At 48.6% G+C, this 14,513-nt stretch carries 9 protein-coding genes and 3 tRNA genes; 10 read left to right on the top strand and 2 right to left on the bottom strand.

All coding sequences use genetic code 11. The annotated features are described in order from the left end of the window. Window positions 1-167 precede the first annotated feature (167 nt). From AC4QZR_RS13460 to AC4QZR_RS13450, 3 genes are all read left to right on the top strand, one after another. Window positions 168-254: transfer RNA gene (locus AC4QZR_RS13460), tRNA-Ser, on the top strand. Window positions 255-368: 114 nt separating this feature from the next. Further along, a tRNA-Pro gene (locus AC4QZR_RS13455) sits at window positions 369-442 on the top strand. A gap of 71 nt (window positions 443-513) precedes the next feature. Then, window positions 514-587, top strand: a tRNA-Arg gene (locus AC4QZR_RS13450). Window positions 588-832: 245 nt separating this feature from the next. Here AC4QZR_RS13450 and pbpC read toward each other — a convergent pair. Further along, window positions 833-3,181 (bottom strand): penicillin-binding protein 1C, encoded by a 2,349-nt coding sequence (pbpC, locus tag AC4QZR_RS13445; RefSeq protein WP_494481381.1) that lies wholly within the window; start codon window positions 3,179-3,181, stop codon window positions 833-835. A gap of 37 nt (window positions 3,182-3,218) precedes the next feature. On the opposite strand from pbpC, the gene AC4QZR_RS13440 reads away from it, so the two are divergent. Continuing rightward, entirely contained in the window at window positions 3,219-3,545 is a 327-nt protein-coding gene (locus tag AC4QZR_RS13440) for a GIY-YIG nuclease family protein (RefSeq protein ID WP_494481380.1), read from the top strand. A gap of 109 nt (window positions 3,546-3,654) precedes the next feature. Here AC4QZR_RS13440 and AC4QZR_RS13435 read toward each other — a convergent pair whose 3' ends face one another. Next, window positions 3,655-9,090 carry an alpha-2-macroglobulin family protein gene (locus AC4QZR_RS13435; RefSeq protein WP_494481379.1) on the bottom strand — a complete coding sequence of 1,812 codons (5,436 nt, stop codon included), beginning with the start codon at window positions 9,088-9,090 and terminating at the stop codon, window positions 3,655-3,657. A 421-nt stretch (window positions 9,091-9,511) separates the two neighbouring features. Between AC4QZR_RS13435 and AC4QZR_RS13430 the strand changes: the two genes are divergently transcribed. The 6 genes from AC4QZR_RS13430 (at window position 9,512) to AC4QZR_RS13405 (ending at window position 14,419) form a co-directional block, all read left to right on the top strand. Beyond that, window positions 9,512-9,901: a hypothetical protein gene (locus AC4QZR_RS13430; protein ID WP_494481378.1), complete on the top strand. Its 390-nt coding sequence runs from the start codon at window positions 9,512-9,514 to the stop codon at window positions 9,899-9,901. Window positions 9,902-9,991: 90 nt separating this feature from the next. Continuing rightward, the gene (locus tag AC4QZR_RS13425; RefSeq protein WP_494481377.1) at window positions 9,992-10,477 is read left to right on the top strand and encodes a hypothetical protein; all 486 of its coding nucleotides are present in this window, start codon (window positions 9,992-9,994) and stop codon (window positions 10,475-10,477) included. 85 nt (window positions 10,478-10,562) lie between these two features. Then, entirely contained in the window at window positions 10,563-11,213 is a 651-nt protein-coding gene (locus AC4QZR_RS13420) for a class I SAM-dependent methyltransferase (protein ID WP_494481648.1), read from the top strand. Window positions 11,214-11,226: 13 nt separating this feature from the next. Next, on the top strand, window positions 11,227-11,838 hold the full coding sequence (locus AC4QZR_RS13415; RefSeq protein ID WP_494481376.1) for a class I SAM-dependent methyltransferase: 612 nt from the start codon (window positions 11,227-11,229) through the stop codon (window positions 11,836-11,838). Between the two features lie 20 nt (window positions 11,839-11,858). Further along, window positions 11,859-12,305 carry an NAD(+)--rifampin ADP-ribosyltransferase gene (arr, locus tag AC4QZR_RS13410; RefSeq protein ID WP_494481375.1) on the top strand — a complete coding sequence of 149 codons (447 nt, stop codon included), beginning with the start codon at window positions 11,859-11,861 and terminating at the stop codon, window positions 12,303-12,305. 296 nt (window positions 12,306-12,601) lie between these two features. Further along, window positions 12,602-14,419, top strand: a complete 1,818-nt coding sequence (locus tag AC4QZR_RS13405; RefSeq protein WP_494481374.1) for a site-specific DNA-methyltransferase — start codon at window positions 12,602-12,604, stop codon at window positions 14,417-14,419. The last annotated feature ends 94 nt before the right edge of the window (window positions 14,420-14,513 follow it).

Genomic DNA, 14,513 nt, shown 5'->3' with positions numbered 1-14,513 from the left:
TTAAAAAATTCTGGCATCAGAAAGCTGAATAGAATCAGGTAGTTAGTTTTAGAAAAGGGAGTTTAGAGGTATGCCAGGCGGGTTTGTTTGCTAAAATTTTGGGGTATGCTATTGTGTGAGCAAATTTAATGTAGTATGTTTGCAATCTCATCAGCAGGGTGAGACCCGGAGGGGTGGGTGAGTGGCTTAAACCAGCAGTTTGCTAAACTGCCGTACTGGAAACGGTACCGGGGGTTCGAATCCCCCCTCCTCCGCAAGCGGAAAAAATAAATTGAAAATGTTTTGACAATTTAAATTCTTCGCTTACTTTTGCACCGCGTTCAACATTAACAGCGACACAATCGCTGACCGGAGTTGGAAGCATAGTTCGGGGTGTAGCGTAGCCCGGTATCGCGCCACATTTGGGATGTGGAGGTCGTAGGTTCGAATCCTGCCACCCCGACTTAAAAAATTTCGGAAGCAATTCCGAAATTTTTTGTTTAAGGGTAGAGCTAACGCTCTCCTAAGGACGCTGGTCTCGTAGCTCAGCTGGATAGAGCAACTGCCTTCTAAGCAGTAGGTCTTTGGTTCGAATCCAAACGGGATCACTTTCACACAACGCCAGATCGTCAAAAACGGTCTGGCGTTGTTGTTTTCGGGCTTTTTCGCTTGACTTACCCCTTTCTGTTTTACCGTTTGTTAACTCCTTTTATGCGCATCGGGGACACACTACAGGACCAAAATAGGACACACCGCAAAAAAGCCATAATCACAACCCATTTTTACCTCCACAACAAAGCTTACATTAAAGGCGAACGCCTGCTCTACTTGTGAGTACGCCTGAACGGTATACCTACAAGAACCTCACTGTGATATAGCTGTCCGTATTCCGGCCCTGGTCATCAGTGCAGGAGATTTTATACTTTCCGGCCTTTCGCGGCTCAAAAAATACCTTCTCGTTAACCCCTGTGGCCTTGAGGAATTGATCGTTGATATACCAGTATACCTGATTTACTTCGTTGTGCGTGTTGCTGTGCAGCATCAGTTGCTGGCGCTCTTCCTGCTCTAGCAGGTACTCCATACCTGCAGCTGGCGAGGTGATAACCGGAGCGTGCTCTTTAAAGATGCGGCTACACGTTGGGTTGTGTGCCGGAATCTGCTGGTAGGGTATGCGCTCGGCATCGTAAAACGTGAGTAGCTCCGGAGCATGATTTGGATATAACTGTTGCACAAAGCCTGTCGCCGGCTGGCAACTGGTGCAATAGCTATACTTTTTATCAGCGGAGACAGCAATTCTTTTCAGATGACTGCACTTTTGCGTGTAGGAGATGCCAGGTATAAAGGTGTCGAGCACCTGGTTTTGACAGAAGCTGTTGGCCGGATTGCCGCTTTCGGCGCATACTGCTCTTAAACCAATGCCCTTTGGTTGCTGAAACCATCCGTCGGAGGAGTTATAATCGATGCTGTTGAAGATGTCGAAAAGCAGGGGAGTGGCTGAGTCGGTGCCGTTGAGTTCGGGTACGCCCTCGCCGGAGAAATTGCCGACCCACACGCCCACCGTGTACTTTTTGTTGTAGCCAATGCTCCAGGCATCTTTGCGGCCATAAGAGGTGCCGGTTTTCCAGGCGATCTTAGGCAGGTTCGGGCTGTTGTGAGCATTGTGCGGTAGATCGGGGCGGGTGAGCTGCGTCAGAATCTGGCCCACCATGTAAGCCGATGCTGGCGAAAGCAGCTGCGTTTCCGCTTGCGTGGTATCCTGTTGCAGCCACTTGACAGGGCTATACTTTCCCTGGTTGACCAAAGCGGCGTAAAGCAAGGTTAGCTCTTCCAGTTTTACATCACATCCTCCTAAAATCAGGGAAAGTCCGAGCTGGTGGCCCATCTGCTTCATCTGCGAAAATTCTGCCTGCTTCAGCTTCTGCACAAAAGTATAAACGCCGAGCTGGTCGAGCACCTTCACGGCGGGCACGTTGAGCGAAGTGGCCAGGGCATGTTCTATGGTGACGTTGCCGTTGTAGTTGCCAAAGTAGTTTTGCGGACGATACCCGGCATAGTCCACGGGTACATCGGTGATGACGGTTTTAGGCGTAAGCGTGCCTTTGTCGAAAGCGGTGGCATACAGGAACGGCTTTAAAGTACTTCCCGGCGAGCGAACTGCCCGAATGCCATCTACCTGCCCGTGGTGCGCAAAATCGTTAAAATCGGCAGAACCCAGGTAGGCCTCTACCGCTCTTGTTTGGTTGTTGATGACCAGTACCGCCGCGTTGTGGATGTTCAGGTGGCGAAGCCGCTGCATGTAGTTGTAGGCCAGTTGCTCCACTTTTTCCTGTACCTGCCGGTTCAGCGTGGTTTTAATGATGGCCTGATTCTTATACCTGCGGAACATGCGGTAAGCAAAGTGCGGCGCTACTTTCGGCGCTTCCTGCCGGCGCGCTTCCAGAGGCTCCAGCAAAGCGTCCTCAATTTCTGCAGCGGGAAATGCCTGTTGTGCCAGGTAATAGCGCAGCCACTTATTCCGGAAGGCCACAATTCGCTCGTTCTGCTCACCGATCCGCAGCGAGGAAGGTTTGTTCGGAATAACCGTCAGCGTGACCGCCTGCGCCAGGCTCAGCTGCCTGGGCGACTGTTGAAAGTATAAAACAGAAGCCGCCTTTACACCTTCGATGTTCCCACCAAAAGGCACCAGGTTCAGGTATAGCTGCAGAATCTCGTCTTTGCTGTAATACCACTCCAGCTGCAGCGCCCTGAACATCTCGTAAAGCTTGTTGGCATAAGTGCGCCGCTGCGGGTATAGCAGACGGGCCACCTGCATGGAAATGGTAGATGCCCCGGAAGTTTTTTTATTTTGAAAAATATTGTTGGCAAGCGCCCGCGTGATGGCGAAGGGATTAATGCCCGGGTGATAATAGAAGTATTTGTCCTCCTTCAGCAATACTGCCTGTTTCAGCACCGGGCTTATTTCGTCCGGCTCCAGCTGCATCCGCCACTTATCATCCCGGCTCAGAAAAGCATTGATCACGCTCCCATCCGAAGCTGTGATAACGGGGGAGTAAGAGATGTTTACTTTAAGCGGGTAGAGGTAGTTGAGTATAACTAAGGTAAGGCAAAGTGTCAGCACAAAGTATAAAGTATACCTGGGCAAGGGCTTGCTATACTTTAGCAGCCGCTGGCTTGGGTTATACTTTGGTTGTTGTGTTGGCATTTTGGGTTATGAATTTATTCGGATTACTTTTTGTAGTTTGAAAAATGAATTACTACTGATGATATTTCACAATTACTTTGTATACATTTTAACCAATCCGAAGAAAACTACTTTATACATTGGCGTAACCAATGATATTGCCCGTCGAGTGGAAGAGCATTGTGAAAATGCAGGTAATCCTGCAACATTTGCTGGAAAGTACTTCTGCCATCTCCTGATGTATTACGAACGCTTCAGCTCAGTTGAACACGCCATAACACGCGAAAAAGAGCTAAAGAAGTGGAGTCGGGATAAGAAAGACGCTTTGATTAATAGCACCAATCCACATTGGATACCACTTAATACAGAAGTCCAGGAGTATTAACCTCCGTCTTTGTCATTTCGAACGCAGAGAGAAATCTGGATCATTTCATGACCTCAAAATATTTCAGATTTCTCTCTGCGTTCGAAATGACAACACTGCTAGGACAATACTATTTTACAGTAACAACCCCTCCCCCCGAATAACTATGATACTCCGCATTATACATGGCATCAGCCCCAATAGGGCCTAACTGGAACGTACCCTTTGATACCGCGCGCACCTGATAGAAAAAATACTGCGGCTCCGGTTTAGCAGTGGCGTAAAGGTTGATCCGGTCGTCACGGATGTCGATGTGGTCCGGGGTGGCGGGTTTCTGGGCTTCAATCCAGCCAAACTCGCGGGCGGTCATCAGGCGTGGGTTTTCGATTTCGAAACCGGCGGGTAGCATGTCTGTGATGGCGATGTTCGGCATACTTCTGCCATCCAGCGACTGCAGTTCCACACGCACCACCACCAGGTCGTTTTGCTTAAACGTGTTGTTGGTGATCTCCCGGCCGTTGCGGTCGAAAAACGTTTTGCGCACTTGCAGGTAATTGTCTTCGCGCTTCACATCCCCGCTCTGGCTGATGCCTTCCAACTCCCAGAAATAGTATAAAGTGCCTGTTCCCTTACCCCGAATGCTGATCGGGCCGCTGCCGATGTTGCTCGTTAGCGTGAGGTCCTTGCCTGAGAAAGTGCCGATCACTTTGCCATTCTGGTATACCTGCGCTGTCTGGTCGCCCTGGTTTCTGCTCGAAAGCTTGCCTAAAGCCATTAGCGCAAAAGCACGTTCCTGGGTGTTGTACCAGCGTTTGGAGCGAAGTTCATCCGATAAGTGCCGTGCCATCGTTCCAACCTGCGGATTATCCGGGTCAGCTTCCAGTAAACTGTTTAGCGAGATCGCCATGTCGCGGATCGGGGAGTAGAAACTGCCCCCAAGGGCACGCACCGAAGTTTCGCCGGAGAAGGAGCGGGGTAGGATCTGGTTAAAGCTCTCGCGACTGCCGTTCAGGGCGTAAGTACTGGCCAGCATATACCTTGCATCAATCGACAGCAATTCGGGTTTGGCTTTGTAGTAGTTCATCGTTGACCAATCTACCTTGCCGGCTATACCTAGAACGTACAGAGAGTAGGTGGTTTCGCGGGCCGCGATGTACTTGCTCTGCACCTGGCGACTGGCATCGTAATAGCGGTATTCTTCCATGGCCTTGCCTTTGACCTTCTGCTGCAGATAGCGCAGGGCTTTGTCCAACACCTCCTGCGTCACCGGGAACCCGGCTTTTTTGGCTTCCAGCAAGAAGTTCGTGGCATAAGTGCTGCTCCACCAGTCGGTGTAGGTGGCGCCGGGCCAGTAGGTAAAGCCGCCATCGTACTGCTGCATCAGCTCAATTTTAGTGATGGCCTCCTGCACCAGGTAATTCGGGTTGAAGGTGCGGCTCTTCTGATCCTGGTTCAGCGAACGGGCCAGGTCGGTGTAGTATAAAAGCGGGAAAGCCGTGGAAGTGGTCTGCTCCAGGCAACCGTGCGGGTAGCGGAGCAGGAAGGTAATGTCGTCGGTGAACTGCGCCAGCGGCGAACGACTCAGCACGAGCTTAGCCGACACAGACGAAGGTATAAAATCGTTAGCCAGCTTGATGTTGGCCGTGGCGCCATCTTTTACACTGCCGGCCTCAGTTACCTTAGTCAGCTGGGCGATGGGGCGAACCGTGATGTCGGTGTTGCTGGAGAACTGCTCGTTTAGGGCATTGACCGCTACTTTCACCGTAGCCTGACCAATGGCAGGTGTAGCCACTAGTTTGTAAGTCACCTGCGCCTCGGCGTTCGGATTTATACCTGCTGATTTCCTGGTTTCGCCTACTATACGCAAAGGGCCTGTCACCGAAATGGTGCTGGCCGCTGTGGCTTTGGTAGTGGTGGTGTTGCTTAGCGTTACCGGTACCAATATTGTATCGCGCGGACTCACAAAACGGGGGAGAGCCGTGCTGATCACCACCGGATCCGAAACACGCATCATCTTTTCAGAAGAACCGAAAGCATTGTCCTTATACGCCACGGCCATAATGCGGACTGCGCCCGAAAATTCAGGTATACGTACGTTTACAGTCGCTTCGCCGCTGGCATTTGCTTTTAACTGCCCGCTCCATAGCGACACCAGTTTTACCCGTTTGTTGGTGAGCGGATTGATGCGTTTTGCCAGATCATACCCGTCGCCACCGGTGCTGGAGCGTGCACCCAGTTCCGGGAACAGGTAGGGGTATAGGTCATAGCTGGCAACTTCCAGTGCACGTTTCTGATAGAAGAATCCGTGCGGGTCGGGTGTCTGGTAATCCTTTATCTGCAGGATGCCTTCGTCTACCACGGCCAGCGTAACTTCTGCGTTCGGAGCTGTTTTCACCTTAACCTGCTGCACCTTACTGGAGCGGGAAGTTTCAGGAGCAAGTATAGCAACAGCCAGCTGCGTACTTTGCTTTGTAACCGCTAAAGGTTTAAACCCTCGGGCAATGGTCAGCGGCATTTGGTTGTCTTTTACCTGGCGCAGCGCAATGGCCGTGATGTAGGCCGTTGGCAGGTGCTCGTCCTTGATCGGCAGGGTAAGCGAGGCGGCTTTTTTGTCGGTTTTGAGGTAGTAGTAGCTGAGCACTTTGTTCTGCTCCACGGTCACCAATATCTTGCCTGCAAACGGCGATTTGAACAGCACTTTTGCCTCGTCACCTACTTCGTATTTTTCTTTATCCAGCGAAATGTCTACCTCGCCTTCCGTGTTCACGGCAAAAGAAGTGCTTTCAGTATCGCCCCAACCGTAGGCATAGAATTCCTGCGCCACATAGTTGTGGGCACCCGGCCGCATTACGCGTATTTCGTATTGACCGGAAGAAACAGGCGTGAAATTGAACGTGGCTCCGGTGGCAGGGATAGCGATGTTCTGGCTAACGATGACGTTCTCTTTGCGCTGCGATTTATAGTTGTATTCGTCGCTGCGACGCTCAATCACCGACTCGTAGGTATAGCGCACCAGTTGCACGCGGGCTGTGGTATTAATGGGACTACCTGCACGGTTAAGCGCGATCAGCGGAATGTTCATGGCGCGGCGGGTGCTCACGTATTCATCGAAGTTCTTGATACCGAAAAAGGCCTGCTGCGTGCTCACGTCAAATTTGTTGAGGCGGTTTACCGGGCGACCTGTCTCATCAAAAACCGTGGTATAGAGTGAACCGTCCAGCAAGCCGATATCCTGGAAATTCTCCAACTCAAACACCTCTTGTCCTTTGCCCTGCGCATCAGTCTGGCCCTGGCGAGTGCTGGTCTGGATGTTGATGGAGCCAGAGGTATGAATGTCGAAGGTAAAATCCGGATAGCGTTTGGCTTCGAAAATTTTCTTTTTGAGGCTGAGCTGTGTTTCGTAATTGCGGTTGGCAGCCGGCGGACCGAATAGGTTTTGCGCAGTTAGGTTCAAGATAAGTTTCTCGCCTGCGTTGTAAGTTTCCTTGTTCAGGGCTGCAGTCACTTTCAGGCGGTCGGGCATAAACTCTTCTACACCTATTTTCTTTGCGTTGAGCAGCACGTCGTTTCCCGAGTACACTTCTAGGGTATAGGTACCCGTCACAGCGGCCCCGTTCAGTATAAAGCTGGTTTCGCTGGCGCCCTGCTTGTTGAGTTTACCTTTGGTGCTTCGGTATTCTTTGCCGTTGGGCAGCAGCAGTTTTACTTTGATGGGAAGTCCGGCCACTGTTTTCCAATCCGGTGTACGCACCACGGTGTTGACATGGATGGTGTCGCCGGGGCGGTAGAGGTCGCGGTCGCCGTAGATAAAGGCATCGTAGTTGAGTTCGTTCAGGCGTTTGCCGCCCACCTCAAAACGGGAAGTATTCACCTGCGTCTGGCTGTAAGGCATGTAATTAAAGTCATCTCCTTTGCGGGCCGTGATCATCCCGATCTTAAAATCCGGCGTTGTCTGGCTGGTGTTGCTGAGACGGGCTACGCCATCTTTGTCAGTAGTGGCTTTGTGCACCACCTGATTGTTCGTGCTGATGAAGTGAATTTCCACCCCATCCATCGTTGTCGCCTCGCGGATAGAGTTGGCAAAAACCACTACTTCATCCTTGCCCTGTTTGGCGATCAAACCGATATCCGAAACCGACACGATCTTGGAATCCTTCAGCCAGTTTTTGTCGGTGCTGGCCACGGTGATCACATACAAACCTTTAAACTGACTATCGAAATCGAGGTCGTGCAGGTTGAGGTTGAGCAGGTATGAACTGCCTTGCTTGCGCAGACTTTCAGTGCTGTACTCGCGCTCAAATAGCGTGTTGCCGTTGTTCTCGTTCACATCGTAGTAGGAACTGGAGTAGTATTCTTCCGTCGCTTCGTCGTAGTAGCCGTCGTACATTTTGCCCTCGCGTAGGTAGTGCAGAATGTTGTTTTCGTATACCTTGCTGATGCTCACTTTAATGCGCGGCACCTGGTTCAGGTTAAGGGCAATGTTGCGGGCACCCTGGCTGCTGATGTAAATGCTTTTGGCGTTGGCGAAACTGATGCCGGGCTGTGTGTCGGCAAAAGTAACGCTGTGCCGGTAAGGCTGGCCCATCGGTTTGCCTTCCATACCTGCCAGGTCGCCGGAGAGGGTTAGTGTATAGGTGCTGCTCTGGTTGAAATTTCCCTTCAGCACCAGGCCGTTCTGCAGGCGCTCCACGGTATACTCACGGCGCGGACTGACCTCTATTAAGTTGCCAACGTTGCTGTTGGTAACAGGTTGTGTGGTGAGAATATAAATGCGCTCCTGACCTTCTTCCAAAGCGGTAGTTACTTCTGTCACCATCATGCGCTGGCGACTGGGCAGCAAAATGTCACGCTCGATGGTCTGGTCGGTTTGGTTGGTGCTGCCGGCCACGCTCAGGCCTTGGGAAATATGCAAACGCAGCGGAATCTCCTTCTCCTGCTGCCCCTCTACATTCTTTACGCGAATGGTGATGTTGTCGCGGTTGCCGCTGGTTAATTCGATGGGCAGTTCTTTGGTGCCGGCGTATACTTTTAAATGCTCCCGCAATTCCTGGAAAAGCACCGGGTAATTAAAATCCAATTGCAGGCTGGCCTCCAGTTGGTTCGGGCTGTTCTCGTTTGCCACCCAATAGCTTTTGACCTGTTGCAGCCTGAGGTAGGGGGTATGGAAGGTGATCCCCTGCCCGGCAGGTATAGTATACTTCTCCGCCGCGTGGCGGAGAAGGTTTTCGGTTAGTTCTGCTTTGTAGTTGGTTGTCGGGGCAAAAGGCTTGTCCGGCGAAAAAACCAGTTCGTTCGGCGCTGTCCACTTATACTTTCCGGCCACCTTTGGCGTGAGGTTCAGGTATGGAATCGTGTCCCACTGGTTCAGGAGCGAGTCACCGACTAAATCTTTATCGAAGGTGAACACCAGGTTCTGCTCCCGGGCTATTTCCTGCTCAAAGTTCTTGCTTTTCAAGCGCAGTTCGTCGCTGTTGCCGCGGCAGCTGAAAAAGCAAAGTATGCACAGCAGCAAACTGATTCTGAGGTGTTGTTGAAGCAGAGCGGGGTGGACTTGTTTTATATTCATAGTAGGGGTTGGGAAAGCGGTTAACACGCCGTATATGATTTACGATGTGGGATGACGGCATGCTGGTTTTTTTACCTTAAAGCAGGTATAGATCTTTCCCTGAAAAGCAGGTATAAGCGTGCCTTTTTCCATCGGACAATATAATGATTTTCTGTCTCACTTATACCTGAGCAGCAACTTGCTCCTGCGCTATACCTGCTATTGCTCTTCACGAGAAAGGCATTGTGCCTGAGAAGGAATTAAATGCACAAGTCCCCTGGATTATTGAGGGAGTAAGGTATATATTAGCTGAGGAAAATATAAAGGGTGGAAGTGTTGATAAATGGTTAGCCTAGAGCTGAAGTATGGTAACATATACCTTTGCGCATAGTGCCTATAAGGGTATGTTCACGCTTTCGTGGTAATTGGCAAAAGTTAGATTATGAGAAAACGCATCAAAATTATATTAATGATTTCTATTGCAGTGATGTCTATAGTTGTTTTCTTAATTTATAACAGCTTACAATTGATGGCTATAGAAGATCATTATGGAGACTTACAGGACGTTTATTATAAAACCGAAACAGGTGATTTGATTATAGGTAATGGTAAGAGAGCAGGATTTATAAAAAAACTTGAAAATAGAATTTATGTAGACGATAATGGTTGCCTTAAAGAATTGTATAATTGGGTAAATCAAGAACAGCAGCCAGTAAAGTTCAGCATCTACAGACCAGAAATTACAGAGAGCTTTATAAATCAACCAACTTTTGGCGAACTTAATAACCTGATTCAAAAACAGAAGCTAAAACCTATTATCAGCAGTAACTAAAGAAAACCTTAGCCCAACACAATCCATCCTCAACCCTCGCTAACGCCTCAAGCTCTGCATACACCCGTCCGTCAGGCAAAATATAAAAAAATGAATCTTCAAGAAGTCAGAAGTAAAATTTTAGAAATGCTATTAAGATTTGACTTTCTAATGGACGGAAAAGAAAATGAAGAAGATGCTGGCCCCATACAACTAATATTCACGGATGGTACCGTTCTTGAAATTGACTTGGTTCCAGATGGAGAATCTGTCGAATATAAATGGAAGATAAAAGAAGAAGAAAAAGAGTCTGGTTGGTTCAAAATTGATTTAACTGATAAAAAGCCATTCATCCATTTACGAGATATGAAAATACTGGACTATGACGAATTGCTTTTCGGGACGACTGAAGGTTGGCAAGAATCTATAGTTATTGCTGGAATAGGTTTTCAATTTGAAAATGGCATGTCTTTGATCTATTACAATGCTGGCGACTTTGCAAAGGTTTATATAAATGAAATGCCCCCCGCTTTCGATGGACAGTTCAAATTAGTTTGGAAGAACGGTAAGTTTCAAGATATAAAGACTGGAAATTAAAAAATACATTACCTAACCCTGCACAGGCACTTTACTCCGCTTCGCCTATCAGTTGCACAAATCCGTTAATCCTATTTGAAGAAAAATATCCTCTTATTTTGAATTACAGGAAATATTATGGCAGTCTAGCTTTAAAGATAAAAACACGATGTGGGGATTTGAGCCTGCGGATGCTGCCCTCGCAACCCTGAAATTATTTAAAGAACATCATCTTGAAAAAATCTTGATTCCAGGCTTTGGCTACGGTAGAAATGCAAAGCCCTTCATCGATGCCGGATTCAAGGTAACCGGGATAGAGATTTCAGAAACGGCCATTGAACTGGTACAAAAGCACTACGGAGATGATGTGAAAGTACATCATGGTTCTGTTAGTGCGATGCCGTTTGACCAGGAGGTATACGATGGGATTTTCTGTTACGCTTTGATCCACCTGTTAAGTACAGAAGAGCGGATTAAGTTGATTCAAAATTGTTACAACCAACTGAGGCCTGATGGATACATGGTTTTTGTGGCAGTATCAAAAAATGATGCTATGTATGGGGATGGAAAAGAAGTAAGCAAGGATAGATTTGAAACGAAGCACGGTGTGGAGCTATTCTTTTACGATTCAGATGCTGTGGAAAATGAATTTGGCAGGTATGGATTAATTGAAGCGAAAGAGATAGATGAACCTGCCAAAAATATAGGAAACAGACGCTCACAAAAGTTCTGGCTAATAACCTGCAGAAAACAATAAAAATAAAATGCCCGTGGCTTATACAGGAATGAACCCCTCACAACTAGCCAAAAGCTACGACAAAATTGCTGCGCAATGGAATGCCAATATGATGGGATCTGATTATGGCATCTCTATGATCGAGCGGGCTATACAATACTGCACTGCAAAGAGAACTGCTTTGGATGTAGGATGCGGTACCGGTGGGCGCATCGTAAAAAGGCTTTTGGATAATGGTTTCGACTTGACCGGTATCGATGTTTCGGAAGGCATGCTGGCTTTGGCTAGGCAAAATCATCCGGAAGTAAGATTTGAAAAAGCCGATATCACTGAATGGGAAACAGAAGACAAGTTTGATCTGATTGTCGCTTGGGACAGTATTTTTCATTTGTCGCTTGAGTTTCAGAAGCCCGTAGTCGAAAAGCTCTGCCGATACTTAAATCCGCAGGGCATCCTGATTTATACTTTTGGCGATGCAGAAGGAGCACATGAAGATACCTGGCTCGGCGAGAAGTTCGGTTACAGTTCCATTGGGATAGACGCGAATCTAAAAATATTGGCCGGGTGCAATTGCCAGTGCAGACACCTGGAATTGGACCAGTACCCGCTAAATCACGTATCGGTTATAGCAAGAAAAAGCAGTTGAGCACATACACAATAAGGGCAATGGAACAGAATAGCAGCGAGGTTAAACCTATTGAGACCACGAACGATCTGAATTCACAGCCATTCTATCATGGCACCAAGGCCGATTTAAAACAAGGCGACCTGATTGCGCCTGGCTATAGCTCAAACTATGGTAAGCGCAAGAAGGCGAACTTTGTCTATCTGACCGCTACGCTGGATGCTGCTGTCTGGGGTGCTGAACTGGCCGTGGGCGAAGGTGCTAGCAGAATTTACATCGTGGAACCGGCAGGTCCGATAGAAGATGACCCCAATCTGACAGACAAGAAATTCCCCGGCAATCCAACGAAATCTTACCGGACCAAACATGCACTACGGGTAACCGGCGAGGTGACTGAATGGCAGGGACATGCGCCGGAGCAACTACAGGCCATGAAAGACCACCTGGCACGATTGAAGGAGCAGGGGATTGAGGCTATCGAGGACTAAGTCGGCTTATTATACCTCTGCTTCCTTATTTAAGTCATATTATATTGCAACAGGACTTGCTTTTTATGATTTCACTTTAATCTAGAATTTTCTTCCTCCCTTATCTCCTTTATTCGTTATCTTCAACTTTCGCCAAGGTATAGCGGCTTAATCCTGTTTCAGTTTACTTTCCTCGGAACAAGGTATAGGGCCTACGGCATAGTACAACCCGGACGCTACTCTGCTTACAAAAGAGTACAGTTCGTAGGGCTTCAACGTGTGTTTATTTAAAATACAGATTAACAGAAGTTTTGACCATGAACAGCGAGTCCTTACACAATCAGGAAAAACTGCTTCAAAAGCTGAAGGAGATCATACCGGCTGCCTTTACCGAAAACAAGCTGAACATGGGGCATTTGATGGAACTGCTGGGTGACCGGGTGCACACAGGTCCGGAGGTATACCAACTTTCTTGGTCTGGCAAAGCGGATGCCTACAAACAACTCCACATACCTGTTACCGACACGCTTATACCTGTGCCCGGCGCGTCCGTTAACTGGCAGCATACGCAGCATGTGTTCATTGAAGGGGACAACCTCCAGGTGCTGAAAGTGCTGCAGAAAGCCTATCATGGAAAGGTAAAAGGGATCTACATCGACCCACCGTACAACACCGGCTCCGACAGCTTCATTTACTCCGACAACTTTGCAGAAAAAACAGGCCATTCTCAGGCTAACCGAAAGCAAAACGGCCATTCCAATTGGCTCAGCATGATGCTACCGAGGTTGTTCCTCGCCAGCAACCTGCTCCGGGAAGACGGTATTATTTTCGTGAGCATCGATGATAACGAACTGGCTAATCTGAAATTGGTGATGGACGAGGTGTTCGGGGAAGAGAACTTCATTGACTTCTTCTCGTGGGCAAAATCCGAGACCCCAGCCAACCTGTCTAGAAAGAGCAAAAAAGTAGTGGAGTATGTGCTCTGCTACCAGAAAAACAAGAACTCCGAAAAATTTAAGGGAATCAGGAAAAACAGCACGAGTTCCAACGGGCTGCTCAACCAGATGAATAAACCAGGCAGTCTCACATTTCCGGCTGATGTGGTCACTACCCGTTTGAAGGACGGCCCGCTACAGAAAGGCAGCTACGGAACCGAAAGTTATGCCATCGAGCTGCTGAACGATACTGAGGTGAAAAACGGACTTTTTGTGAAGCCTTTTGTGCTGAAGGCTAAATTCAAGTGGTCGCAGCCAAAACTGGACAAAGAGATAAGCAAGGGCACCAAAATCAGTATACCTACGAGCAAGCTGAGCCCTTCGTACGAAAAACTGGTATACGATAAAGAGGTGCCGCCAAACCTGATCAATTCTAAAGTCGGGGTAGGTACAAACGAAAATGCAAGTGCCGAACTCGAAAGTCTCTTTGGGGCGAAGGTGTTTGACTTTCCGAAGCCGCCTAGTCTGATCAAGTACCTGCTGGGCTTCTCCGACGATCCGGATGGCATCTTTCTGGACTTTTTTGCCGGTTCGGGAGCCACTGCGCAGGCCGTGCTCGAAATGAACCAACAGGATGGCGGCAACCGGAAGTACGTCTGCGTGCAGCTTGACGAGCAGATCGCCCCAGCCACCAAAGCCTACCAGCAGGGCTACAGAACCATTTCTGAAATTACCCGAAAACGCCTGCTCCTGCTGCATGAAAAAATGAAAACACAGGATGGTACTCCAGCGCTAGATACAGGTTTCAGGTATTTTAAACTCGGTTCATCAAACTTTAGCGTATTGCGCGGAGACGATAACCGGGATGAAAGTGCAAAGCAATTCACGCGCTTTACACGGTCAGAAAAGGATCGGGCATACCGGGCATATAGGCTTTGGGAACTGCTTCTAAAGTCAGGTATACCTTTGGATACAGGTATAAACGAGGTGCCTGTGGGAGACACGGTGCTGTATGAAGTCGTGCAGGAAGGACTGCTGTATGGATTGGATACAGTCTCCGAAGAGGTCCTCAGAAAAGCGATCGAACTGAAGCCCAAGGCCATTATCTGTCCGGACGCGCTGTTCCAATTGAACGAAATCGATAAGACCAATTTACGACTAACCTTGCAGGACATCGGTATTGATTTTAAATCAATCTGATGAACAGCAGTGCTCGTGCAGGATTTCGATTTTGACACAAACCTCGCAATAGCCCGACAGTGTGGGGCAGACATGGTCCGCAACGGCCCGTACG

It is taken from the genome of Pontibacter sp. YIM B11418 (assembly GCF_059278805.1).
This window is presented reverse-complemented; position numbering and strand designations above follow the sequence as displayed.

Excerpts from the sequence above, each read along its gene's own strand:
- AC4QZR_RS13405 (WP_494481374.1), top strand. The coding sequence starts at position 12,602 with ATGAACAGCGAGTCCTTACACAATCAGGAAAAACTGCTTCAAAAGCTG.
- pbpC (WP_494481381.1), bottom strand. The coding sequence starts at position 3,181 with ATGCCAACACAACAACCAAAGTATAACCCAAGCCAGCGGCTGCTAAAG.
- arr (WP_494481375.1), top strand. The coding sequence starts at position 11,859 with ATGGAACAGAATAGCAGCGAGGTTAAACCTATTGAGACCACGAACGAT.
- AC4QZR_RS13435 (WP_494481379.1), bottom strand. The coding sequence starts at position 9,090 with ATGAATATAAAACAAGTCCACCCCGCTCTGCTTCAACAACACCTCAGA.
- AC4QZR_RS13430 (WP_494481378.1), top strand. The coding sequence starts at position 9,512 with ATGAGAAAACGCATCAAAATTATATTAATGATTTCTATTGCAGTGATG.
- AC4QZR_RS13425 (WP_494481377.1), top strand. The coding sequence starts at position 9,992 with ATGAATCTTCAAGAAGTCAGAAGTAAAATTTTAGAAATGCTATTAAGA.